Here is a 25,763-nt window from a genome sequence, read left to right as displayed (position 1 = left end):
TTTTTTTCTGTAATCAAATTTACTTTTTATGATAAAATAATTCTTATGAAGATAAATACACTTTTAGGCCTCTGGGCAGGTAAATCCTCCCACTTTGTCCTCAGCAAAATGGGACGTGGATCTACTCTTCCTGGAAAAATTGCCTTAACCTTTGATAAAAATATTTTACAAAACTTAGCTAAGAACTATGAAGTCGTAGTGATTACGGGAACCAACGGAAAGACACTAACCACTGCTTTGACAGTGGGCATTCTCAAGGAAGCTTTTGGAGAAGTTACTACTAATACTAGTGGTGCAAATATGATTACAGGGATCACCACTACTTTCTTGACTGCTAGAAAAGGCAAATCTGGTAAAAATATAGCTGTGCTAGAAATAGATGAAGCCAGCCTATCTCGGATTTGTGACTATATCAAGCCCAGCCTCTTTGTCTTTACAAATATTTTCCGTGACCAGATGGACCGCTATGGTGAGATCTACACAACTTACCAGATGATTTTGGATGCTGCTGCAAAAGTTCCTGAAGCGACAGTGCTAATGAATGGGGACAGCCCTCTCTTTAACTCAGTTAGCCTAAAGAATCCTGTCCGCTACTATGGATTTGACACTGAAAAAAGCCAGGCTCAGCTGGCTCACTATAATACTGAAGGCATCCTCTGTCCCAAGTGCGAGCATATCCTCAAGTACGAGCTCAATACCTATGCCAATCTAGGAGCTTATATCTGTGAAGACTGTGGCTTCAAGCGTCCTAAACTAGACTACAGCTTGACTGCTCTCAATGCTCTTGAACATAACCGCTCTGCCTTTACTATTGATGGACAAGACTATCAGATCAATATCGGCGGACTCTACAATATCTACAATGCGTTGGCTGCAGTGTCAGTGGCTCAATTCTTTGGAGTTGATCCTTCTACAATCAAGTCTGGTTTTGATAAGAGCCGAGCTGTCTTTGGCCGTCAGGAAACCTTCAAAATCGGAGATAAAGAGTGTACCTTGGTTTTGATTAAAAATCCAGTTGGTGCTACCCAAGCCTTGGAAATGATTGAGCTTGCACCTTTTGACTTTAGCTTATCTGTCTTGCTCAATGCTAATTATGCGGACGGCATTGATACCAGCTGGATCTGGGATGCTGATTTTGAGAGAATTTTAGAGATGAATATTCCTCATGTCATCGCAGGTGGTGTCCGTCACTCCGAGATTGCTCGGCGACTGCGGGTAACGGGTTATCCAGCAGATCAGATTAGCGAAGTCAAAGACTTAGAAGCAGTTTTCAAAGCCATTGAACAACAAGAAACCAAGCATGCCTATATCTTAGCAACTTATACTGCTATGCTGGAATTTCGAGAGTTGCTGGCAGAGCGTCAGGTTGTTAGAAAGGAGATGAACTAATGGTTTATACTTCCCTCACTTCTCTTGATAACCAGGATTTCCGTTACGATATTAAAATTGCCCATCTTTATGGAGATCTCATGAATACTTATGGAGATAATGGAAATGTGCTCATGCTCAAATATGTAGCAGAAAAGTTAGGTGCTAGAGTTCAAGTCGATATCGTCTCTCTAGAAGATGGTTTTGACAAGGACAGCTACGACATCGTCTTCTTTGGTGGTGGCCAAGACTATGAACAAACGATCGTAGCTCGTGACTTACCAGCTAAAAAGGATGCCTTAGAAAATTTTATCAACGAAAATGGCGTAGTGTTAGCTATCTGCGGTGGTTTTCAACTCTTGGGAAAATACTATATCGAAGCATCCGGTCGACGGATCGAAGGATTAGGCATCATGGGACATTACACCCTCAATCAGACTAATAATCGTTACATTGGCGACATCAAGATTCATAATGATGAATTCAATGAGACCTACTATGGTTTTGAAAATCATCAAGGCCGCACCTTCCTCTCTGATGACGAAAAACCACTGGGCAAGGTTGTCTATGGAAATGGTAACAACCAAGAGGATGGTTGTGAAGGCGTTCATTATAAAAATGTCTTTGGTTCTTACTTCCATGGTCCCATCTTGTCCCGCAACGCAAACTTGGCCTACCGTCTGGTAACAACAGCACTGAAAAACAAGTATGGATCAGATATTAAACTGGCTGCTTATGAAGATATCCTTGCCCAAGAAATCCCAGAAGAATACGGAGATATCAAAAGCAAGGCTGAATTTGAATAAATATATTGGAGAATTATTATGAAAGAAAAACTACATTATATCCTACTTTTAATTACCGTTCTATTGGTTGCTGGTATTTCCTTGGCCAATATGCAGAGCGTCAATGTTAGCTTTATCCTATTTAGCTTCAAACTTCCCTTGATTATATTGATTTTAATCTCAGTACTTCTAGGATCTATTACGACCTTTCTCATCAGCATGGTAAAAAATTTCTCACTGAAAAAAGAGCTTAAGAAAACCAAGGAAGTACTTGAAAACTCACATTCAAAAAACTAGGTTGGAATTTATTCCAGCCTAGTTTTTTTGTATCCTTTTTTGATAGATATAGGAAAGAAAAGCTAGTCCAATCACCCCTAGGCCAATCAGTAGAAAGGAAAGAGTGTGGACGCTTGGCAGCAGAGTCATTAGAAAAGTCGCAGGAGGCATGAAAAGAATTGCCAGCGTGTAGATCGTTGAGAAAACACGGCCTAGATACTGCTTGTCCACCTTGGTCTGAACCTGACTGAAGAAATGAATGTTGAAAACAGTCATAAATAGCTCACAGATAAGATTACCAGAATAAGAAAAATAGGGATGAACCTGTATCAAGGTAGAGACGCCCATGACTGCGACTCCAACACCGGTCAATAGCAGGGCTACAAGTAAGTTGCCCATACTGGCCTTAACCTTGCTGGCTAGAATGGCTCCAATGATTGAGCCTATAGCACCCAAACTCAGAATGCTTGCATAAGAACCTGTCCTGCCGTAAAGCTGATTGGTAAAAGGCAATAGATAATTAAAGGCCGCAAAGAAAAAGTTGACTGCAGAAGCTACCAAGAGCAGAAAGAAGATTTCTTTTTGCTGACGTATATAGACTAAACCTTCCTTGATATCTCTCAGGATATTTCCAAGATTGATGGGAGACTTCTTCTTGCTTGGCTCATGATTGGGCAGAAAGTAAACCAAGGGAAAAGCCAGAAAGAAGCTAAGGGCATCCAGCTGAAGGGTCATGCGCAGATTTGCATACTGCATCACGATAAAAGATAAAACTGGGGCTGAGACACTGATAACCTGCAAGGCCAATTCCAGATGAGAATTGTAGGTTACAATGTCTTCCTTGTCCACAATTTCGGTAATATAAGACTTATTAGCTGGTCGAGAAAAAGCAAAGGCTATAGCCTGAACCACATTAGCAAAAATCAGCGCTCCAATCATGAGCTGGTCATTTGTGATAAAGGAAATCAGTAAACAAAGACCGGCACAAATCAAATCTGTTACCATCAGCACCTTACGTCTGGAAAAGCGGTCCGCAATGGCTCCACCAAAAGGATTGAATAAGATGGAAGTAACTAGCTCTGATATCTGGTAAATGCCCAAGACCGTCTGCCCCAGAGCTCCCAAAGAAGCAAGCCAGATACTATTTCCATAGTCATAAAGCATATTCCCAATTTTATTAATAGCAGCCCGTGTAATAAGCTGTGCTGCCTGTCGATTCATAAAAATACCTCCTTCCATTTCTGAAACTATTGTATCAGGAATAGAGGGAGGTTCTTTATTTTTCCCATATTTGGGAAATTATGCTTTTACAAACTTATCGAAATGCTCTTGATAATAGGCGACTTGCTCAGGTAAATTCAGCACTTCAAAGATGTGCATGGCTTCCTGCATTTGCTTGATGCCCTGCTTCTTCTCTCCCTTCTGATAAGCAGCAAACCCCTTGAGATAGAGGAACACATTGCGTTCATAGAGTTTGATGCCCTTGCCAATGATTTTCTCTACGTAAGCCTCAAAATAACTAGCTTTATCAAAAGAACGACTTTCCAAACAGTGCTGGTAACAATTGAGAGCTAGAATCAAGACTAGTCTCTTATGGCGACCGATTTCTTTGTAGTAGTCCTCCCGCTCCATAACTTCCTTGCCCAGACGGTAGACATAGTCCACATCATAAAAACTATAGAGGTTTCCAAAGAGGATCAGCTCGTACATGGTCCAATCTTCCACTTGAAAGAGATAATCGGCCACCTTATCTAAATCCTCTTGCCTCATACGAAACTGGTTGTCTCGCTGACAAATCAAGCCCTGCATCAAAATCCAATTCAGCTCATAGTAAAGAGGCGTGCTACTAGCTTGGGCCTTTTCCAACTGCTCCGCTTGCAAGTCTTGAAATCCCTTGATGTCATTTGAGTAGTAAAGAGGGATAATCTTACCCATCATGGCCACGTGTTCATGCTGCTGGAAATTCCGAGCTTTGTCCATAAAATTTTCAAGGGTCACATGAATATTATCCAAGAGATCTAAAAATTTCGAGAGGGTCATGTCCGACTCACCCAGCTCAAAACGAGACAGCTGAGAGGTCGAGCAAACCTGACCAGTCGCTTCCTTCAATGAATAATGTCCATTTAAACGAAAATCACGAAAAACCTTGCCTAAATTTTCCATTTGTTTACCACTTAAATTCTTTCAGTTGCTTTTCCAAATCCTGTAAATAGGCTTCATCCAAGCCATTCCGGTCTTTTGCTGGGGCTTCCAGACTGGCCAGATAAAGCAAGAACTGGTCCGCCAGTATCTCATATTGATGGAAAGGCAGGCGCTTCATCTGGGCCTGAACGAAATCAGCAGCCTCTGCAAAATGCTCGCTTTCCAGCAGCTCTTGCAAATAATCAGCTCCATCAAGCTGCCGGCCTTGCTCATCTTCAAACTGCCCCAGATCTAAATGCTGGATTGTTAGGCGCAGCGCCGAACCAAGCATATTGGCCGCTCCCTTGATCTGCCGCATAAACCAATCGTTTTCTGTCGTCATCAGTAGCTCCTTCCAAAGCGGGCGGATTGACTGCCCCTAAAAATACTAGACCTTCTCTGCTAGTTCTTCCCATTCGAGCAGGGCTTCTTCTTGGGCGGCGGTCAGCTGGTCGATTTGCTGCTGGCTCTCCATGAGTTCACTGGCGTCGTTGGTAGCCTGCATGGCTTCCTGAAGCTGACTGATCTGACTGTCCAAGTCCTCGATTTGCGCTTCCAATTGCTCTAGGCGGCGGGCCAGCCGGCGCTGTTCTTTCTGGTTTTCCTTTTGGATTTGATAGTCATTGACAGGGACAGACTTGTCAGAATCAACCTGCTCCGACTCCTCACGCAAGGCTTCCTGCTCTGCCTTTTTCTCCAGATAGTAGTCATAATCACCCAGATAAAGGGTGGAGCCTGTCTCAGAGAGCTCAACTATCTGTGTGGCCACGCGATTGATAAAGTAACGGTCATGGCTGACAAAAAGCAGGGTACCATCAAAGTCTATCAGGGCATTTTCTAGCACCTCCTTGCTATCAATGTCCAGGTGGTTAGTCGGCTCGTCTAGGATGAGGAAGTTGTTGTTTTCCATAGACAGCTTGGCTAGAAGCAGCCGCGCCCGCTCTCCACCTGATAGCATGCCGACAGACTTCTTGACATCGTCTCCCGAGAAGAGGAAAGCGCCTAAGCGATTGCGAATCTCGACCTCTGGCGTCAGCTTGAAGTCATTCCATAGCTCATCGAGAACTGTATTGCTGGCAGTCAGTTTACTCTGGGTCTGGTCATAGTAGCCCACTTCCACATTAGCTCCCAGCTGCTCCTTGCCTCTGATGAAGGGCACTTGTCCGATTAGTGATTTAATCAAGGTCGTCTTTCCAATCCCATTCGGACCGACAATAGCTACCGCATTGAACTTGCGAATATCAAGGTTAATCGGCTCCGACAGGACTTCCTCGCCGTAGCCAATAGCCGCATCTTCCAGGGTCAGCACAACATTACCCGAAACCTTATCGGCTCTGAAAGTCATATTAGCCGAGCGACTGCCGGTCTCCGGCCTGTCCAAACTCTCCATCTTTTCCAGCTGCTTTCGACGGGACTGAGCCCGCTTGGTTGTGGAAGCCCGAACTAGATTGCGATTGACAAAGTCCTCCAGCGCAGCGATTTCTTTCTGCTGCTTTTCATAGTTCTTGGCTTCAGTAGCCAGCTTCTGCTCCTTTTGGACCACAAAGCTAGAGTAATTGCCCACATAGCGATCCAAGGAATGCTTGGTCAAATCCAGCGTGATAGTCGCAACCTTGTCTAGGAAATAGCGGTCGTGGCTGACGATGATCAGGGCACCGCTGTAGTTAATCAAGTAAGTCTCCAGCCAGGCAATGGTCTCGATATCCAAGTGGTTGGTCGGCTCGTCCAAGACCAGCAGTTCTGGCTTTTCCAAAAGCATCTTAGCCAGAGCCAGACGGGTATTCTGCCCGCCTGACAGCTCAGAAATCTTCATCTGCCACATGGACTGGTCAAACTTGAAGCCATTCAAAATCGCTCGAATATCGGCCTCATAGGTAAAACCGCCTTTCTGGCGAAAATCCTCTGACAGCTGATCATACTGGGTCATGAGAGCAGTCAGATCTTCCCCTGACAATTCTCCCATTTGCAGCTCCATCTGCCGCAAGCGCTTCTCTTGCTGACGCAGACTATCAAAGACCAGCAGCATCTCGTCGTAGATAGTATTCTCCGACTCAAAGCGGCTGTCCTGAGCCAGATAGGACAGGGACAGGTCTCGTTTTTTATTAATCTGACCAGAAGTAGGCTCTTCCTCGCCCACCAAAATCTTGAGCAGGGTTGACTTCCCAGCTCCATTTTTACCGACGAGGGCAATCCGGTCACCCTCATCCACCTGCAGGTTAATATTGTCAAAAAGAAGCTCCCCTGCAAAAGAGCGCTCAATCTTGCTTGCTTGTAAAATAATCATAAGACCATTATAGCAGATTTGCTTCTCTCCTGCTATCTACCAGATTTTAAAAAAGTTTCAGCAGGTTCATTATCCTAGAGATTTTGCTAAACTTATAGCTTCGATATGGAAAATCTAGTAAAAAAACATCTCAAAACTTAGATCTTTCAACTAAGCTTCAAGATGCACTATAAATTTTCGAAAGTAATAAGCAAGAAACTCTTCCAATATTGCCTTTACAATCACTTAATCTTTTCCCGGCTGACCACCAATCACGACTTTTTAGCTTTATTATTGTTATCAAAAGAATAAAATAATACAACTTTTTTCTATGAGTCTCAAAAAAATGATTCTCTTGTCCTATATAATATCCCTTTCGGGCGCCGGGTTTCGTTTCGTAATCAAATTCACCATAACGCGCTCCACTATCTCCCATTCTCTTTTACCGATAATCCACTGATCATCGTATTTCCAGTAAACGCGACTAGAAAAATAGAGAAAAACTGAAAGAGCAATCATTGCCAAGAATAAAAGACATAGTGTAAGCTTAGCTTTCTTTCGCATCGATCTTCCTTTTTAGCATTTTTGGAATAATAAAAACAGCAGTATCTCGCCTTCCAAAGATTAGTCAAGGCTAGCTATATTTTTTATTAAACCTTATTTATCCCATTTCTTCATCTAACTAGCGAAACAAACTGCTTTACTAATGATTTCCGTTACAAGATTTTTAATGAGTATTTCTCATATTGCAGTGCAACAAATTCAAAAAGCTACCCATCAAAACGGTTGCTATTTATGATTATTTTATTCAAAAAAAGACAAGCCTGTTAACGAAAAACAGGTTGCCTATAAATGGTTTTAATAGATCGCACAAGCTTTTTAAAGCTTTATCGAACTTGAGTCAGCACTCCGTCTTGCATCTCATAAATCTTATCAACCTCATCCAGCAGGCGAGTATCATGGGTAATCATGACCACGCTCTTATTGAATTTCTGAGTAACCTCTTTAAGCAAATGAACCACGCGCTTGGCCCTTTCCGTATCCAAACTAGCTGTCGGCTCATCAGCCAAGATAATATCCGGGCTATTGTAAAGCGCTCTAGCGATAGCAGCTCTCTGCCTTTCCCCGCCGGACAATTCTTTCGGATATTGCTTGAGAGTTCCTTTAAGATCCAGCAACTCAATCAGACTGTCTAGATCCGTTCTTTCCTTCTTAGATAAGCGGTCAATCAGCTGGAACTGGTCTTCAATTTTCAAAAAAGGAATGAGATTGGAGGCCTGCAAAATGAAGCCGAAATCATTGAAACGCAGAGCCGCACGTTCCTTTTCCTTGAGCTGGGAAGTATCTTTCCCATGCAGCAGAATCCGTCCTTTTGAGGGAGTTTGTAAATGCCCCAGCAAGGTCAGAAAGGTTGTTTTACCCGAGCCTGATGGCCCAATAATAGCTACAAACTGCCCCGCTTCCAATCGGAAATCAGTTGGTTTCAGGGCTTGAACCAGCGTATGCCCCTGGCCATATTCTTTGGTAACCCCTTTTAATTCTAAAATTGGCATTTACTCACCTCCGATTGCTGTGATAGGGTCAATTTTTAGAACCCGACGAATGGACAAGAGTCCTCCAGCCAGTGACATGAGAACAATCAAGGCAATCAGTCCTCCATAAGCTCGCCAATCACTGTAAAATGGCACAGAAGCCGGCAATACTAACTGGGTTCCTAAAAGCAACAAAACAGCTAGACTTATTCCCAGACAAGACAGGATGAAAATCTGCCAGAAAATAGAAGCAATAATCTTTCTACTGGCAATTCCTTGGGCACGCATAATACCATAAAGATGCGTCTTTTGTATGGTAATGATGTACATGAAAATTCCCAATACCAAAAATGTAATCAGAACCATGGCCCCAATCATGAAGGAAAAGGTCAGTACCTGAGCCTGATAACCTGGAATATTTTCTATCAACTCCCTCATAGAGAGTTGACTCAGGCCAGCTTCTTCAATCTTCTGATCATCTTTTACTACAAGTGCGCTGATATTCTTAACCTGACTAGAGCCGTACTTTAATTCCCTGAAATCATCTAGAGTCATAAAAATTACAGGTTGCGTAAAGAAGCTATTATCCTCTGTAAAACCAACAACTTGATAGAGGCGTTCGCTTCCATTGAGCTGAAGCTGGTCGCCCATTTTTACGCCTTTTTGCTGTAGGCGTTTATCAACAATAATTTCATAAGCATTATCAGCTGACCGACCTTCACTCAGTTTTGGAGCTAAGAAACTATTCCATGACAGACCAAAGACTTGGGCATTAATTTTTTCTGTTCCATCTTCACGATTGGCTACTACTGCCATCTGTCCCAAAGCTGCTATTGAGTCCCCTTGGAGATGAGGGCCATATTCTTCTTCCTTGATGATCGAAGCAGATAGATTCTTATTGGCATACTCAGATAAAACAACTGACTGCGCTCCCCACTGATCTAGTGCCAAGCGATTAAGCCGAGCTAAACCAACTGAGAGACTAGATAAAAAGAAAACCATATAGGTAATCAGAAAAACCACGGCAACAACCATACGGTACCTTCCGCGACTGTAGACAATCTCTTTAAAAGCTAAAAACAAAGCCATCCTCCTTTGAAAGATTCCAGACTATTATATCATAAAAAAACAAGATACAGAAAATATCCCATCAGTCTCCCCGCATGTGCTCTCTAACAAAGCCTGCTAGACCGACAGTGGTCACCTTAGTATGAAAATCACTCATTTGTTGAGACTTATAATGAGGATGAGTCAACCAGTAAGTCAGTGTTCCCATAAAGGACGCTGCTTGATGATTCAGCAGTAAATCCGCTTCTACCTCCTCTAAAAGTGGATCACCCAAGGAAATACTCTGCGAGAAAATCTCTCTCAAAACTTCCTGCAAGCGCCACAAACTAGTTGAACTGCCATTTGGTCCCAAAAGAATGGCCAAATCTTCCAAGTATGGCTCAAAAAAATGAAAAAGATTTTGTTTCTCATGGATGTAGTCTTCCACTTTAAAATCCTTTTCTAACTTGAACAAGCAGGCAGAATCAAGAGCCTCTTGATAATAGGCCTGCAATTCATCTAGCAAGCGGTTTTCAATCTTCTCTAGCAGATCATACTTGTCCAGATAATGCCGATAAAAAGTACTGCGATTCACCTCCGCCAAATCAATCAATTGGCGAATACTGATAGTCTCAAAAGTCTGCTCTTTCATCAGCTGCAGCAAGCTAGTCTCTATCCGCTTTTCTGTCTCTCTTCTTTTTTTCTCATACATGCCATTCACCTCAAAATGCAACAGTCTCTCTAAAATTGATGCTTGTATACCATCCAGCTCCCACTATATAATAAATATAAGCAGAAGACAAGAACAAGAGGATTAAAAGATGAAGATTATGATCAATCAAAAAGAAGTCAGTCAAGAAAGAATCGAGCAATGGCGGAAGCATAGAATCCTTAAAGCAGCTAAGATGCTTAATCTACAGCTGCCTAATACTGACAACACGGAGATTTTAGACCAAGCTCTACTGGAAGCAAAAATGAAGCTGACATACGAAGAGCTAATCCAAAAAATCGGAACCAAACTCAAATGGAGTCAATATTTGATGAAATGGGCGACCAAATGGTCCAAGAAACCACGAAAAAGAGCTGTTGTAACGATTTTTGCAAGTGGACTGACTGCCGCTTCTTTCAGTATAATGCTAGAAAAGTTGATGTTAGAAAAGACAAATGTTCATAAACGAGTCAATCTTGGTGCCTGTCCAGACCATTATGCTTTGCAGGCGCACGGTGACAAACTGGAAGTCATTGAGACTGCAGGAAACAGCCCGATGCCCACACAGTTTTTCCTTGACCTTGGTGCTGAAGCTGAGATAGAGGAGCCTCGTGATGCGTCTTATCCCTTCCAAACTGTCGGTGCTGCCAGTCTAGCGAATGGTTGCAATATCGGTGGAATTCGCCATCAGTTTCGCGACACAGAAAAAGGCCTAGAAGCCCGATTCTGCGTCGAATTCCCCAGCCTCTGTCCTGACAGCCTTATCAAAGAACACCAGCTCCACCTGGCTGCTGAATGGTCAAGATGGATAACTTGGTGCAAAGAGCATAAAGAATGAAATTCCTTTCCTGAAAAATCCTACCAAGCCATGCAAAAACAGCCTACTGCCATCTTAAAGAGACCGCAACAAGGCTGTTTTTCTTCTACATTTAAGCAAAGACAATCATGGACTTAATAGTCTTGCTCTTACCCATGAGTAAATGAATCAATAGCAAGATCTTCAAGTTTAACAGTTATCCACCTCAGTACAAATTTTTCAACAACTCCAATAGGTTGTAACTACTATTTTTATGCCACTTTGCAATTATCCTGAGATCCGTTTTTTTCTACTGCAGGTTGTTGCCTAACTTACTGTTTTGTAAAGTTTAGAGTATCTGGATCGTCATCAAGTTCGCTGACAATTAACTGATTGCCATTTTGTTGATAAGTTTTAACATCGTCACCAACAATCAAACGCTGATTAGTTGCATCAACCTGGACTTGCTTGATTTCCTTACTTCCATCTACCTCTGTCTCCGTCCATGTCCCAGAGGCCCCATTAATTTGAAGAAGGTGTTGATCCCCATCATGGTCAGTTGCCTTATAACTACCATCTAGATTCGAAGTTTGGGTAGACTTAGAAGAGTTAGCTTGACTAGAAGAAGATTCTGTATTAGAACTAGATGCTGATTGGGAACTTTGACTTTTGACATCTTGAGATTGAGAGTTAGCATTAGTCCCTTGGTTGTTATTTCCTGAGCAAGCTGTCAAGAGAACAGCTGCTGTAAGGGATACAATTGCTAAAATTGTTTTCTTCGGAATAGACATATCGATTCCTCCTTTTCTACATTTGTAGTTTATACTTATATTCTACACTTGTCTGTTTTATTTGTCAAGAGAAAGAATTTTGTTTTCTATTAAGAATTCTATATTACTGATGCAATCAATCAGATCTAGATCTTTTCTTTTAAACATAAGAAAAATCCCCAGTCTAATTTGACTGGGGATATAGATTATTGTTCTTCTTATCATATGTAATCACTAAGCTACTAGCAGAACAGGTATGCGATGTCTCATTGATAGCAAGGCATCATTCCTCATTCTGAAATAAGAGAGTCGATTTTTGCAAATATGGGTTGGGGTACTTGAGGAGCAGGTCTTTAACTGCTGTAACCAAATCTTTCTGCTCAGCCTGACCGGATTGGTAACGAAGCAAGAGTAGCATAAAATTATCTTTTTCAGCTGGGCTGGCTTTCTTCTTAAAATAGCCCCAGATATGCTGAAAGGCATTGCAGACCTGACCTCGATTTTCTGGTAGGGCAACAGCTTGGTCAATCAAGGCTTGAACATGAGCTACTTCTACCGATTCACTTTTTAAATATTGACGAATTTCCAGATAGATTTTACTGGAATGACTGAGGACTAAGTATTTGTTCCTAGCCCAAAGAGTCTGACATTGAGACATTTGGTTTAAATTTTTCATGCTTACTTTTCCTACCGATTTTTCATTTTGAATTCTTTCAGCCTCATTCGAATCATTAGTCGCATCCTAATTCTCCAATTTTCAAAATATAATCCCAACCACAAAACTTAATATGATTGGAAAAGAAGGATGATTTGCTAGTCTTTCTTTTATTCTGGAAAAATCCATTCAATATGAGGCGCCTGACGACTAATTTCCTTATAAATATCATTAAAATCAGCACCAGACAAGTTATTTAAGTCAATCGAGTCTAGAGTACTACCATTCTTATCATAAAAATAAAGCATACGATTTGTTTTCTGCATATCATCAGAACTATAAGTTTTGATTTTATATTCGATCTTCTTAACCTTGTCCAGATCAAGTTCATTCATATCTTGGAAAATCGAAGATTTAATATCCAGTTTTCCTTCTGAAATCGTCATTGCAGGAGGTTGTTTAGACTTTATAAAAATAGAAATCAACAATAAAGAAACCCCAACTGCTGAACCAATCAAGACAGTTGTAGCAAAATCGTCATCTCTTTTCTTTTCCTCTTCTTTTTCCCTTTTTATCCTATCCTGTTCTTTCTTTAATTGATTATTATAAGTATCTACAACGCTTTGGAGCCTGGCTTCTTTTTTCTCTGGAGTCTCATCTTTGGGACCATCTTCTGAACCAAACATTAGTTCTGCATCTCGGATAGTTATCGGTCTTTCTTCTAGTTTGTATTCATCCATCTTGGCGTCAAAACTCACTTCAGGATCTTTAGAGTTACTTGCACTAAAGGTAGAAGACGAGTTTGACCATACAGCAAAGATTGCAAAAATAGTAATCAAGATAATACCAACAATTTCACCTGCATAACTTCTCTTATACTGCATCAGAAACCTCTTAACAAATTTTTAATATGACTAGAATATCATAAATCAAGCCTTTTATAAAGCTTCTTTTAGCAATTAAAAAAAACAGCCTGTAAAGACTGCTTTTTTCGACTCTTCTAACGCACCTCTGCGCCGAGTTTTTCGATCAGAGATTTTTCGATTTTTTCCATGTATTTAGCCACTTCTTCGTCAGTCAGGCTAGCTTCTGGATTTTGAAAAGTCAGGCTGTAAGCCATAGATTTGAGGCCAACACCCAGCTTGTCACCAGAGAAGATATCAAAGAGTTTAATATCGGTCAAGCGCTTGATACCAGCTGCTTGGATGGCATCAAGGACCTCTTGGTGAGTGATTTCAGCCTTGAGCAAGAGTGCCACATCACGGCTGACAGCTGGGAATTTAGTGATTTCTGTAAATGGCTGTGCTGGCTGGAGCTGCTCTTCGATGGCAGACAGGTTGAGCTCAGCAACATAGGTTTCAGGAATATCGTAAGCCTTGGCTGTCGCAGGATGGACTTGGCCGACAAAGCCGACAGGCTGGCCATTGATAGAGATTAAAGCAGTCCGACCAGGATGCAGGCTCTTAATCTGGTTGCTAGCCACGTATTCAGCTGTCAAGCCCAACTTAGCAAAGAGTGCTTCCACTACACCCTTAGCATAGAAGAAATCAACCGCTACTGGCTGGGTCTGGAAGTCTTTTTCATTAACCAGACCTGTAAAAGCAAAGGCAAAGCTATTGATTTCATTTGGCAACTCTTCCTTAGGATTACCAGTCTGCTCAAAAACTTTTCCAATCTCATAGAGGGCTAGATTCTTGTTCTTACGAGCCACATTGTAGGCTAGGGAGTCCAAAATCCCAGAAACCATGTTCTGACGAAGAACAGAGCGCTCCACTGTCATTGGCCACATAAGCTCAGTCAAGTTGCTAGGATTGAGAGTGAATTCAACCGCCTTTTCTGGCGTCGTCAAAGCGTAGGTGATGATTTCTGTCAGTCCAGCTCCTTCTGCTAAGGTCCGTACTTGACGGCGCAGTTTCTGCGTTGCAGTCAATTCACCGGCAGTTCCGTCATCTTTTGGCAGACTAGCTGGCAATTTGTCATAGCCGTAAATGCGGGCAATTTCTTCATAGAGATCTGCTTCGATTGAAATATCCCAGCGACGGCGAGGGACACTGACAGTGAACTGTTCAGCACTTCCTGATAAGCCAAAGCCAAGTCTGCGGAAGACATCCTCAATATCTGTATAAAGCAAGTCTGTTCCTAGCACACGGTTGACATCCGCAAGACTAGACACCACTTCTACATCTCTAGTATCTAAGCTACCAGCTGATACGATACCAGCCTGAACAGTCGCTCCTGCCAAGTTCGCAATCATACTTGCTGCTGCGTCCAAAGCTTCATTGACAGTTGCCACATTGATGCCTTTTTCAAAGCGGGAAGATGATTCTGAGCGCAGGTTAAGGCGACCGCTGGTCTTGCGGATTGATTTCCCATCAAAGACAGCTGCTTCCAGAACAACACGAGTGGACTTACCAGAAATTTCAGTCGCTGCTCCTCCCATGACACCAGCCAAAGCCACTGGCTTATCTGCCACAGTAATGACTAAGTCGCTAACTTCCAGCTCGCGCTCTTCGCCGTCCAGTGTCACTAGTTTTTCACCAGCACGCGCTTCCCGCACGACAATCTGGTCACCCTCAAATGTATCCAGATCAAAGGCGTGCATGGGCTGACCAAAGTAGAGCAGGATGTAGTTGGTCACGTCTACTACATTGTTAATCGGACGGATTCCTTCGTTCATGAGGAGATTTTGTAGCCACTGAGGACTTGGGGCAATGCTAACATTTTCCAAGATACGAGCCGCGTAATAAGGGGCTTTCCCTGTCTCAAGGGCTACTGAAAGACTGTCGGCTGCCTGCTTTTCATTTTCCACCAGCGAAAAATCTTTGAAATGTACTGACTTATCATAAATCGCAGCCACTTCATGAGCCACCCCACGCATAGACAGAGCATCAGCCCGGTTTGGTGTGATGGAAAGTTCGATAATCTCATCGTCCAAGTCCAGATAAGAGAAGACTTCCTCACCCGGCACTGCTTCTTCAGGCAGGATTTGAATGCCATCCGCAAATTCCTTTGGCACAACAGAATCAGAAATACCCAGCTCACCCAGAGAGCAGATCATGCCCAGTGACTCCAAGCCACGGATTTTTCCTTTTTTAATCTTATAATTGTCAGCAATGCGAGCACCTGGCAAAGCCACCATGACCTTGATGCCTGCGCGAACATTCGGAGCACCACAGACAATTTGACGGTTATCCTCTTCTCCGACATTGACTTGACAGATATGCAGGTGAGTATCAGGAACATCCTCACACGATACCACCTCACCAACAACAATTTTTGATAGGCCAGCAGCTGGTGATGTCACACCTTCCACTTCAATTCCTGTCGTTGACATTTTCTCAGCCAGCTCAGCGCTCGCCACATCAATGTCTACTAACTCTTTTAACCACTTATAACTTACTAGCATATTCAAGATACCAAGGGCGTCAAAAACGACTGAAAAATAGGAGATTTGCTAAGCATTCGACGAATGATCGCAAATCTATCTTTTTTTCGAGTTTTTAGCCCGGGTTCAATTCCTTTCTCTATTCTATCGCTGAGGAACTTGACCAACCAAATTTTAGTTATTTGTCTGAAATCCTGATTTCAGACAAATCATCTAAATTTCGAGCTTTTAGGTCGTATCATTTCCTCTCTTTAAATTTTCTTTTTTATTTCAATTTCTTGCGGAGCATCCAGTCTGTGTCTACCGTCTCACCAGTGATATAGTCGTGCTGACTGAATTTTTCAAAGCCATATTTGAAGTAAAAATATTGGGCTCTAAAATTCTTCTCCCAGACGCCCAGCCAAACCCAGTCAAAGCCTCGTTTCTCGGCTTCTTCTAAGGCAAATTCAAACATCTCCTTGCCCAAGCCTTGACCATGATAGGCTTTCAAGACATAGATTCGCTGAACCTCAAAGGACTGACGCAGTTCTTGCTCCGTTTGAGCCTGTCCCCAGTTAAACTTGAGAAAACCAGCAATTTCACCATCTTTGACAACAAAATAAGTCTCTGATTCAGGATCTGCCAGCTCCTTTTCGATAGTTGCAAGCGACAGCTCATTGTCAAAATAATGAGCCATATCAGCTTGCTTGATAAAAGGACCAAAGGTTTCTTGATAGGTCGCGACCTCCAACTCCCGCAGGAGGCTCGCTTCTTCTTTTTTAACTCTGACTAGCATACTGCACTCCTTTCTCAGAAAAGCTACATTGATGATTACAGGTTTCTACTTAAACTGCTGGGAAAAACGAATATCTCCTTGGTAGAAGCCACGAATATCGTTGATACCGTAGCGAAGCATAGCTACCCGCTCTTGACCAAGGCCAAAAGCAAATCCAGAATACTTATCTGCATCAATACCGCTCATTTCCAACACACGCGGATGCACCATACCAGCTCCCATAATCTCAATCCAGCCGGTCTTCTTGCAGACATTACAGCCGGCACCACCACACTTAAAGCAGGAAACATCCACTTCAACAGACGGCTCTGTGAATGGGAAGTATGACGGACGCAGACGGATACTTCGGTCTTGGCCGAACATCTTCTGGACAATTAGCTGCAGTGTTCCTTGCAGGTTGGCCATGGAAATATTTTCACCTACCACCAAGCCTTCAATCTGATGGAACTGGTGGGAGTGAGTCGCATCATCGGTATCCCGGCGGAAAACGCGCCCTGGAGAGATCATCTTGAGTGGCCCTTTAGAAAAGTCATGGGCATCCATAGCTCGAGCCTGTACCGGACTGGTGTGGGTTCTGAGCAGGATCTCCTCTGTAATATAGAAAGTGTCCTGCATATCCCGTGCTGGGTGGTCCTTAGGCAGATTCATCCGCTCAAAGTTGTAATAGTCCTTTTCCACTTCAAAGCCGTCCACGACCTGATAGCCCATCCCGATGAAGATATCTTCAATTTCTTCACTAGTCTGGCTAAGAATATGACGGTTCCCTAACGGAATTTGACGGCCTGGCAGGGTCACATCCAAGGATTCCTCAGCCAGTTTCAGAGCTACTAATTGCTCTTCCATCTCTTGAGCAGTCTTTTCAAAGGCTGCTGTCAGAATATCACGCGCTTCATTGACATGCTTCCCGATAATCGGCCGCATTTCAGCAGAGATATCCTTCATACCTTTCAGGACTTCAGTCAGCGAACCCTTCTTACCCAAGACAGCTACACGCAAGTCCTGCAGTTCCTTTTGATTCTCCGCCTTTAGCTGCTTGAGAGAAGCTAGAGTCTCTTCACGCAGGCTTTTTAGTTGTTCTTCAATCGTTTTCGTCATTTTCCCTCCAAAATAAAAAGCGCGCCAATCTCCATAAGCGGAGCGTTGACACGCGGTACCATCCGTTTTTTATCTGGCAAGCCAGACCTTACTTATCAATCCTAGAGCAAGTGAATTCGCCTAGCTTTCATCTAGAGAGCTTTCAGTCAATGGCTCCCCTCCCTGTTAAACTTCCCCTAGGGTACTGGTCTTGCGGATTGCTATTTAATTACTTAATATTCTAGCAAATTTCCCCTATTTTGGCAACAAAAATAAAAAGCTCCTGGCATCCATTTAAAACGGAATAGCCAGGAGTGCGTCTTGTTTACTGATTATTAACGAAGCAACTGAGGTAGCTAAAAGCTACAGACAAACAATTTACTTAATGATTGATTCAATCTTTTATAGCCCTAAAGAATGATTTTCTTTTATATCGATCTAATAAGAAAATATATTTTATCGTACAAAAGCAATGACGATTGTATAATTCGAAGTCCGAAAACCATTGAAAAGCTTCTCTCTTCATTGTTGCTCTCTGAGGTTTTTTTCTCATTTTAAACTCTGATTTTCCATAGCAACAATCTGCAATCGCCACAAGAGATAATTCAGTTCAGATATTTTTTAACAATACCTCCAACAAAGACGAACAACAAATCAGTAAACAAGGACATAAGCTAAAATATAGATAACTTAAAACAGATTTGAATTTCTGAAACCCATTGGAATCAGTCCTTTCTATTTGCTAAGCCATGCATTCCTTATCAAAGGAATGAAACGTTTAAAGAAGGAAAGAAGAATATCAAAATTCTTAATTTCCCACCTATCTTTTATTCACTATTAGTGTACTCTTTTATCTTTAAAAAAGCAAGCGTTTACATTGTTTTTTTATAATATTTTTTGCAAAATAAAAAGCTAATTGGAGAACCTTTTAGGCCTCAAATCAGCATTTTTCTATTCAAATAAACTATAATAATCTGAAATGGTCATTTGAGCTTTTTCTTCTTGCTTAAGATCCTGAATAATCTGACCATCCTTCATAACAATCAAGCGATTGCCGTACTTAAGTGCATCTTCCATATGATGAGTAATCATAAGAGCAGTCAACTGGTCTTTTTGGACAAAATCGTCTGTTAACTCCATTAAAGCCACACTAGTCTTAGGGTCCAAAGCTGCTGTATGCTCATCCAGTAGCAAAAGTTCAGGACGTTTGAGTGTCGCCATTAAAAGACTTAGGGCCTGTCTTTGACCACCTGATAGGAACTCAATTGCTGTATCCAAATGCTTTTCTAGGCCATTGCCAATTTTATCAATAGTCGCCTGGAATTCTTCTTTATAATGATTCAATCGGCGAGGAAAAAGACCTCTTCTCTCTCCTCGAAACTTAGCAATCAGGAGATTTTCAGCAACAGTCATACGAGGCGCTGTCCCCATTTTTGGATCTTGAAAAACTCGAGAAAGGTATTTTGCTCTTTTTTCTGGAGAATAATGTGTCACATCTTCACCCAAGATATGGATACTACCACTGGTTAAAGGTAAGGTCCCAGCAATTACGTTAAAAAGGGTTGATTTTCCGGCTCCATTTCCACCTAGAATAGTAATAAAGTCATGCTCATGGATTTGGAGAGACACATCATTCAAAATGACTTTTTCTTCATCTAAACCATTATTTACAACTTTTGTGGCATTTTTTAATTCTACAATGACTGTCATTTGCTTAATGTGACTCCTTTAAAGAATTTATTTTTAAGCGTGGGAATCATGAGGCAGATTGCCAAAATCACCGCACTGTAGAGGCGTAGGTAGCTGGTATTAAAGCCTAAAGCGATAACCGCCCAAATCAGAAATTGATAAGCAATCGCACCTACCACAATCGTCATCAGTCTTTCAGCCAAAGTAAGACTCTTAAAGAGAACCTCTCCAATGATTAAGCTGGCCAAACCGATAACAATGACTCCAATCCCTCTTGAAGCATCCGCATAACCTTCTTGCTGGGCAATCAAAGCTCCAGCTAGGGCAATCACTCCATTGGACAGCACCAAGCCCATCAGCTCCATCCGACCAGTATTAATCCCAAAACTTCTGGCCATATCAGGATTGTCCCCAGTAGCAATGTAGGCCTGGCCTAGCTTGGTATCAAGAAAGAAAAGCAAAGCTAGAATTACCAGAACTACAAAAATTAGGCCTAGAAAGATTTGATTCATTTCCTCTGAAAAAGGAAGAAAGTCTTGAATCTTTTTTGCCCCTAGTAGCCCCAGATTGGCTCTTCCCATGATCATAAGGATTAAGGAATGGCATGAGGTCATAACCAAAATTCCAGACAGCAGAGTCGGAATTTTTCCTTTGGTATAAAGCAAGCCCGTTGCAAAACCAGCCAAACATCCAGCTAAAATAGCAATCAAAGTTGCAATTAGTGGATTAACGCCCTTAGTAATCAAAGTGACAGCAACAGCCCCTCCCAGAGGAAAGCTGCCTTCTGTTGTCATATCTGGAAAATTCAAAATCCTAAAGGTCATAAAGATTCCCAGACCCAAAATGGACCAGAAAAGACCTTGTGAAATAATCGAAATAATCATATTCTATCCTAACTTTGTATTAAAACTTGCCACTCAACTAAGGCTTGAGTTTTTAAGTCTCCTTCCTTACTCAATCACTTGTCCAGCTTCTTTGAGGGCATCTTCTGGTACAGTAATTCCAAGTTCTTTGGCATTCTTCTTATTGATGACTGACTTACCTTTATTAAAAATTTCAACTGGTGTTTCTTCTGGTTTTGCACCTTTCAAGATTTTAGCAGCCATTTTTCCTGTTGCAACTCCAAGGTCATGTTGATCAACAACAACTGATGCTAGTCCACCTTCTTCTACCATAGCAGTCGCACTTGGGTATATAGGTTTTTTAGCGTCTTTATTGCTAGATACTACAGTCGCAAACGCTGATGCAATTGTATTATCAATCGGAATCCAGATAGCATCAACCTTTCCAGTCATGACATTCATGGTTGAAGCAATTTCATTGGTTGAAGGAACAGAGTATTCTTCTACCTTATAGCCTGCCTCTTCAGCTAATTTTTTGAACTCTTCTACCTGAGATTTAGAGTTATCTTCACTGCTAGAGTATAGTGCACCGATAGTTTTTACATTTGGCGTCAATTTTTTAATCAGCTCCAACTGTTGCTTAGCTGGATTGCGGTCAGAGACACCAGTGATATTGCCACCTGGTTTTTCAAGATTTTTTACTAGATTAGCTCCGACTGGATCTGTGATAGCTCCCATGACGACGGGCTTGTTCTTAGTAGCTGAAGCCAGTCCTTGAGCAGACGGAGTCGCAATCCCAATCAGCACATCATTGTCATTAGACACCAATTGCTTGCTCATAGTAGCAACCTTACTCTGATCACCCTCAGCATTCATAAAATCAATTTTAATATCATCGGCCTTGTAACCTTCTTCAGCTAATCCATCTTTAATGCCTTTATAGATTAAATCAAGTGAAGGATGACTGACATACTGTAATACTCCGACTTTGACTGTTTTCTTATCTGTAGTAGACTTCGCCCCACCACCTTTATTCAAGCTGGAATAGATCAAAGATCCTCCAACCAAGACTACTAATACTGCTAAAACAGCGAGTAAACGTTTATTCTTCATATTTTTTCTCCATTTCTATTTTTAAGCTTTCTCATTTCAATCCCTAGGGACGCCATCGTTTAAACATGGGGAACTCTCCTTCTCTTTTTTCCAACAAAAAACCTCACACAGATATTCTGTGTGAGGGCGTAAATCGCGGTGCCACCTCAATTATGGAAAAATAAATAGCATTCTCCCATATCTCTGCCTTGTCTACCAACAAGTTGCACTGTAAGGTGTGCCAACCGAATTCTTATTGTTTCGAATTCATTTATTCTTTTAGCTTATCAGTAAATTACCAAAAGACACTCTAATCATTAGCCCAATTTCGTAAAGATTTGCTACTTGTTTTCACCACCCACAAGCTCGCTAAAAACAAATTCATTTACTACTTTTCTAATTTCCTATATTGTAAGTTTTTCCTAATAATATGTCAAGACCTTTTTGACAATTTTTGTAAAATGTTCGGATTTTTATTGTCTAGTCCATTTTCGATTAAAACTCAAATAATTTGATATCTCATTGGGAGCTTTTACCTTATTTTTTTGTTATAATTTTCTATAGTAACTTTCAAGGAGATAAGCATGTCTTTTGACGGATTTTTTTTACATCACATGACTGAGGAACTTCGCCACGAATTAGTGGGCGGCCGCATCCAGAAGATTAATCAGCCCTTTGAACAGGAGCTGGTTTTACAAATTCGTAGTAATCGCAAAAGCCATAAGCTACTCCTATCAGCCCACTCTGTCTTTGGGCGCGTCCAGCTGACTGAGACTACTTTTGAAAATCCAGCTATTCCCAATACCTTTATCATGGTGATGCGCAAATACCTGCAGGGCGCTGTCATTGAAGCAATCCAGCAAGTGGAGAATGACCGGATTTTGGAAATCAGCGTCTCCAATAAGAACGAAATCGGCGATAGCGTGGCTGTGACTCTAGTCATCGAAATCATGGGTAAACATAGCAATATCATTCTCTTGGATAAGGCTAGCGGTAAGATTATTGAAGCCATCAAACATGTCGGTTTTTCACAAAATAGCTATCGAACGATTTTACCTGGCTCAACTTATGTCGCACCGCCTCAGACAGGCAGTCTCAATCCTTTCACTGTGGGCGATGAAAAGCTCTTTCAAATCCTACAGACTGAGGAAATAGAGCCCAAACGCCTTCAGCAAATTTTTCAGGGATTGGGTCGGGATACGGCTACTGAGCTCAGTGGTCGTCTGACAGCTGACAAGCTCAAAACTTTCCGATCCTTCTTTGCCAGTCCGACTCATCCTAGCCTGACCGAAAAATCCTTCTCTGCTCTGCTATTTTCCGACAGCAAGACCCAAATGTCCACGTTATCCGAACTTTTAGACACTTTCTACAAGGACAAGGCTGAGCGCGATCGAGTTAACCAGCAGGCCAGCGAACTCATCCGCCGAGTAGAAAATGAGTTGGAAAAGAACCGGAAAAAGTTGGGCAAGCAAGAGGAAGAGCTCCTAGCAACGGAGAATGCAGAAGAATTCCGCCAAAAAGGGGAACTTTTGACCACCTTTCTACATCAGGTACCTAACGACCAAAATCAGGTGGAGCTGGACAATTACTACACAGGTGAAAAGATCCTCATCACACTTGACAAGGCCCTGACCCCCAATCAAAATGCTCAGCGTTATTTCAAACGCTACCAGAAGCTAAAGGAAGCCGTCAAACATCTGACCAGCTTGATTGAAGAGACACGGAACACAATTCTCTACCTAGAAAGCGTGGAAACAGCCCTTGCTCAGGCCAGTCTTAGTGAGATTGTGGAAATTCGGGAGGAACTAATCCAGACTGGCTTTATCCGCCGACGCCAGAGAGAGAAAATTCAGAAAAGACAGAAACCTGAGAAATATCTGGCAACAGATGGCCAAACTATTATCCTGGTTGGCCGCAACAATCTACAAAATGATGAGCTGACGTTTAAGATGGCCAAGAAGGACGAGCTTTGGTTTCACGCCAAGGATATTCCAGGTAGTCATGTGGTCATCACAGGCAATCTTCAGCCCAGCGATGAGGTCAAGACTGACGCTGCCGAGCTAGCGGCCTACTTTTCCAAGGCCAGACTCTCCAATCTTGTCCAAGTAGACATGATTGAGATTAAAAAGCTAAATAAGCCCACTGGTGGAAAGCCAGGATTTGTCACTTATACAGGACAGAAAACCCTTCGCGTTACACCTGACGCAGAGAAAATCAAGAGTATGAAAACTCAATAACCAAAAAAGCGATTCGGAATATCCGAATCGCTTTTAAACTTCACTCAATCTGTCGAATGCGGAGACATTGATCTCTCTTAATCTTCTTCAGATTTCTTCTTCCGATTTGCTAAACCTAAGAATGTTAAGCTGGCAATGGCTGCTAAGAGACCTGAAGCAGTCTGATCACTTGTCTGACTTCCTGTTCTTGGAAGAACCCCTTTTTCGTCTTTTGGATCGACATAAATAGGTTCTACTCTCTCTTCAGCTTTAGGTGTTTGAACTGCTACTGCAGGATCAGCTGGAATTACTGGAACCTTTGGTTGTTCTGGAGTACTTGGTCTGTTTGGAACGACCGGAATTTCTGTCACTCTCGGTGTGTAGCTTGCAGAAATTGTTTGACCATTTCGATCCTTACGGATTACAACGACTCCTTTAGCTGTACCAACAAAGTTTGGCTCTGGAACAAAAGTTACAACACCGTCTGGTGAGATGGTATAAGTGCCTTCTCCTGGAACAACTTTTTCAGTTGAGCCATCCTCAAAGGTTGGTGCTACTGTTAAGTCTACATCACCTTCAAAGATTGGTTTACCAGTCTGTGTTTGACCCTTGAGTCCATCTGAGGTTACATCTTCTACTCGTGTTTGGCCGATGACCGTTGGTGTATACTGCGCTGTAACAACGTTGCCATAAATATCCAAACGTTTTACAACCACTCCTTTGGCTGTACCAACAAAGTCTGGTTCTGGAGTAAAGGTAATCTTACCATCTTTATCAATTGTATAGCTTCCTTCTCCTGGAACAACCAGTGTCGTGCTGCCGTCCTCAAAGGTTGGTGGAACTGTACTATCGATATGTCCTTCAAACGCTGGGGTTGCCACTTGCGTTTGGCCTTTAGCTCCTGTAGAGGTTGTATCCTGTCCAGTAGACGGATCTACAACTGTTGGACGATAGCTTGCAGTAACTGAGGTACCGTTCTTATCCTTACGAACAATTGTTACGCCGGTTCCTTTTCCTACAAAATCAGCTTCTGGAGTAAAGGTTACTGTGCCATCCGGTGAGATGGTATAGGTTCCTTCACCTGGAATCACTTTTTCAGTTGAGCCATCTTCAAAGGTTGGTGCTACAGTTTCATCAATTGGAACCCGTGGATCGCCACCTTGGAAGGTTGGAGTACCTGTTTGTACAAGTCCCTTAATATTTTCAGAGGAAGCATCCTTACCAATTGGTGTTACTTTCGTAAATTCTGGACTGTAAGTCGCAGTCACTGGAGTGCCATTCTTATCCACACGTTTCACGGTGATTGGATCTGGTTTCCCTACAAACTGCTTGTCTGGAGTGAAGGTTACTGTTCCATCTGGTGCAATCGTGTAGGTTCCTTGACCTGGAATGGTCTTCTCTTTGCTTCCATCTTCGAAGGTTGGTTCAACTGTTTCATCAATTGGAACCAGTGGATCGCCACCTTGGAAGGTTGGAGTACCAGTTTGAGGGAGTCCTTGAGGACCTGTGCTAGTTGCACCAGTTCCTGTAGGAGTGACCTTAGTGAATTCTGGACTGTAAGTTGCAGTGACTGAAGTGCCATTCTTATCCACACGTTTCACGGTGATTGGATCTGGTTTACCAACGAACTGCTTGTCTGGTGTGAAGGTTACTGTTCCATCTGGCGCAATCGTGTAAGTTCCTTGACCTGGAATCACTTTTTCCTTGCTTCCATCTTCGAAGGTTGGTTCAACTGTTTCATCAATTGGAACCAGTGGATCACCACCTTGGAAGGTTGGAGTACCTGTTTGTGGAAGGCCTTGAGGGCCTGTGCTAGTTGCGTTAGTGCTGGTTGGAACCACTTCTTTCACCACTGCTTGGTACTTGACAGTAACAGGAGTGCCGTTGGCATCCACACGAGTCAATTCAAGTTCTGGTGTTTCACCCTTGAACTGTTTGTCTGGAGTGAAGGTCACCTTACCATCTGCGTTCACCTCGAACTTACCAACATTTGGAACTTCCTTCACAGCTGTCCCATTGTCAAATAGTGGAGTCGAATCCGCTGGGAATGGAACAGAGTCATGGCCTGGAGTGAAGGTCACTTTACCTTCTTGGACCTGACCTTGAAGTCCTTCTGTCTTATCGCCCGTACCAGTTGGTGTTACCTTAGTAAACTCTGGACTGTAAGTTGCAGTGACTGGAGTGCCATTCTTATCCACACGTTTGACTGTGACTGGATCTGGGTTTCCGACAAACTGTTTGTCTGGAGTGAAAGTTACAGTTCCGTCTGGTGCAATCGTGTAAGTTCCTTGACCTGGAATAGATTTCT

The 25,763-nt window shown here is 42.4% G+C and carries 21 protein-coding genes and 1 pseudogene; 5 read left to right on the top strand and 17 right to left on the bottom strand.

Going from position 1 to position 25,763, the window contains the following annotated elements:
- Positions 1 to 45: 45 nt before the first annotated feature.
- Genes murT through PCY06_RS08950 form a run of 3 tightly spaced genes read left to right on the top strand, consistent with a single transcriptional unit; the run spans position 46 to position 2,450 of the window.
- Positions 46 to 1,389, top strand: coding sequence for a lipid II isoglutaminyl synthase subunit MurT (gene murT, locus PCY06_RS08960; protein ID WP_008808906.1), 1,344 nt, complete (start codon positions 46 to 48; stop codon positions 1,387 to 1,389).
- The gene (gatD, locus tag PCY06_RS08955) at positions 1,389 to 2,174 is read left to right on the top strand and encodes a lipid II isoglutaminyl synthase subunit GatD (protein ID WP_012000336.1); all 786 of its coding nucleotides are present in this window, start codon (positions 1,389 to 1,391) and stop codon (positions 2,172 to 2,174) included. Before murT ends, gatD begins: the two co-directional genes overlap by 1 nt.
- A gap of 18 nt (positions 2,175 to 2,192) precedes the next feature.
- A complete protein-coding gene (locus tag PCY06_RS08950) occupies positions 2,193 to 2,450 on the top strand; it encodes a lipopolysaccharide assembly protein LapA domain-containing protein (RefSeq protein WP_012000335.1) in 258 nt (85 codons plus the stop codon).
- A gap of 18 nt (positions 2,451 to 2,468) precedes the next feature.
- Here PCY06_RS08950 and PCY06_RS08945 read toward each other — a convergent pair whose 3' ends face one another.
- From PCY06_RS08945 to PCY06_RS08915, 7 genes are all read right to left on the bottom strand, one after another.
- Positions 2,469 to 3,650 carry an MFS transporter gene (locus tag PCY06_RS08945; RefSeq protein ID WP_082307713.1) on the bottom strand — a complete coding sequence of 394 codons (1,182 nt, stop codon included), beginning with the start codon at positions 3,648 to 3,650 and terminating at the stop codon, positions 2,469 to 2,471.
- 78 nt (positions 3,651 to 3,728) lie between these two features.
- On the bottom strand, positions 3,729 to 4,592 hold the full coding sequence (locus PCY06_RS08940; RefSeq protein ID WP_061595791.1) for an XRE/MutR family transcriptional regulator: 864 nt from the start codon (positions 4,590 to 4,592) through the stop codon (positions 3,729 to 3,731).
- A gap of 4 nt (positions 4,593 to 4,596) precedes the next feature.
- Positions 4,597 to 4,953: a hypothetical protein gene (locus PCY06_RS08935; protein ID WP_045773717.1), complete on the bottom strand. Its 357-nt coding sequence runs from the start codon at positions 4,951 to 4,953 to the stop codon at positions 4,597 to 4,599.
- A gap of 45 nt (positions 4,954 to 4,998) precedes the next feature.
- Positions 4,999 to 6,894, bottom strand: coding sequence for an ABC-F family ATP-binding cassette domain-containing protein (locus PCY06_RS08930; protein WP_082307714.1), 1,896 nt, complete (start codon positions 6,892 to 6,894; stop codon positions 4,999 to 5,001).
- A gap of 866 nt (positions 6,895 to 7,760) precedes the next feature.
- Complete coding sequence (locus tag PCY06_RS08925) at positions 7,761 to 8,426, bottom strand: ABC transporter ATP-binding protein (protein WP_061595793.1); 666 nt, start codon at positions 8,424 to 8,426, stop codon at positions 7,761 to 7,763.
- Complete coding sequence (locus tag PCY06_RS08920; RefSeq protein WP_082307799.1) at positions 8,427 to 9,488, bottom strand: ABC transporter permease; 1,062 nt, start codon at positions 9,486 to 9,488, stop codon at positions 8,427 to 8,429.
- A 67-nt stretch (positions 9,489 to 9,555) separates the two neighbouring features.
- Positions 9,556 to 10,164, bottom strand: a complete 609-nt coding sequence (locus tag PCY06_RS08915) for a TetR/AcrR family transcriptional regulator (RefSeq protein WP_082307715.1) — start codon at positions 10,162 to 10,164, stop codon at positions 9,556 to 9,558.
- A gap of 109 nt (positions 10,165 to 10,273) precedes the next feature.
- On the opposite strand from PCY06_RS08915, the gene PCY06_RS08910 reads away from it, so the two are divergent.
- Positions 10,274 to 10,999, top strand: coding sequence for a hypothetical protein (locus tag PCY06_RS08910; RefSeq protein WP_082307716.1), 726 nt, complete (start codon positions 10,274 to 10,276; stop codon positions 10,997 to 10,999).
- Positions 11,000 to 11,289: 290 nt separating this feature from the next.
- Here PCY06_RS08910 and PCY06_RS08905 read toward each other — a convergent pair whose 3' ends face one another.
- From PCY06_RS08905 to trpX, 9 genes are all read right to left on the bottom strand, one after another.
- Positions 11,290 to 11,748, bottom strand: a complete 459-nt coding sequence (locus PCY06_RS08905) for an SP_0198 family lipoprotein (RefSeq protein ID WP_048779724.1) — start codon at positions 11,746 to 11,748, stop codon at positions 11,290 to 11,292.
- Positions 11,749 to 12,010: 262 nt separating this feature from the next.
- On the bottom strand, positions 12,011 to 12,403 hold the full coding sequence (locus tag PCY06_RS08900) for a YbgA family protein (protein ID WP_045773723.1): 393 nt from the start codon (positions 12,401 to 12,403) through the stop codon (positions 12,011 to 12,013).
- Between the two features lie 149 nt (positions 12,404 to 12,552).
- Positions 12,553 to 13,266, bottom strand: a complete 714-nt coding sequence (locus PCY06_RS08895) for a hypothetical protein (protein WP_082307717.1) — start codon at positions 13,264 to 13,266, stop codon at positions 12,553 to 12,555.
- A gap of 116 nt (positions 13,267 to 13,382) precedes the next feature.
- A complete protein-coding gene (pheT, locus tag PCY06_RS08890; RefSeq protein ID WP_082307718.1) occupies positions 13,383 to 15,788 on the bottom strand; it encodes a phenylalanine--tRNA ligase subunit beta in 2,406 nt (801 codons plus the stop codon).
- Positions 15,789 to 16,032: 244 nt separating this feature from the next.
- Positions 16,033 to 16,542: a GNAT family N-acetyltransferase gene (locus PCY06_RS08885; protein WP_048779731.1), complete on the bottom strand. Its 510-nt coding sequence runs from the start codon at positions 16,540 to 16,542 to the stop codon at positions 16,033 to 16,035.
- Positions 16,543 to 16,587: 45 nt separating this feature from the next.
- Entirely contained in the window at positions 16,588 to 17,637 is a 1,050-nt protein-coding gene (gene pheS, locus PCY06_RS08880; protein WP_070493824.1) for a phenylalanine--tRNA ligase subunit alpha, read from the bottom strand.
- 930 nt (positions 17,638 to 18,567) lie between these two features.
- Positions 18,568 to 19,326: an ABC transporter ATP-binding protein gene (locus PCY06_RS08875; protein ID WP_082307719.1), complete on the bottom strand. Its 759-nt coding sequence runs from the start codon at positions 19,324 to 19,326 to the stop codon at positions 18,568 to 18,570.
- Complete coding sequence (locus PCY06_RS08870; protein WP_061595799.1) at positions 19,323 to 20,189, bottom strand: ABC transporter permease; 867 nt, start codon at positions 20,187 to 20,189, stop codon at positions 19,323 to 19,325. The genes PCY06_RS08875 and PCY06_RS08870 overlap by 4 nt, the downstream gene beginning before the upstream one ends.
- A 66-nt stretch (positions 20,190 to 20,255) precedes the next feature.
- Entirely contained in the window at positions 20,256 to 21,260 is a 1,005-nt protein-coding gene (trpX, locus tag PCY06_RS08865) for a tryptophan ABC transporter substrate-binding protein (RefSeq protein ID WP_061583764.1), read from the bottom strand.
- A gap of 563 nt (positions 21,261 to 21,823) precedes the next feature.
- Here trpX and fbpA point away from each other — a divergent pair.
- Positions 21,824 to 23,476: an Rqc2 family fibronectin-binding protein FbpA gene (fbpA, locus tag PCY06_RS08860; RefSeq protein WP_082307720.1), complete on the top strand. Its 1,653-nt coding sequence runs from the start codon at positions 21,824 to 21,826 to the stop codon at positions 23,474 to 23,476.
- 77 nt (positions 23,477 to 23,553) lie between these two features.
- Here fbpA and cshB read toward each other — a convergent pair.
- Positions 23,554 to 25,763: pseudogene (cshB, locus tag PCY06_RS08855) on the bottom strand (LPXTG-anchored fibrillar adhesin CshB); the annotation flags it as partial.

The organism is Streptococcus sp. SG1 (genome assembly GCF_030439935.1).
GTDB lineage: Bacteria > Bacillota > Bacilli > Lactobacillales > Streptococcaceae > Streptococcus > Streptococcus gordonii.
This window is presented reverse-complemented; position numbering and strand designations above follow the sequence as displayed.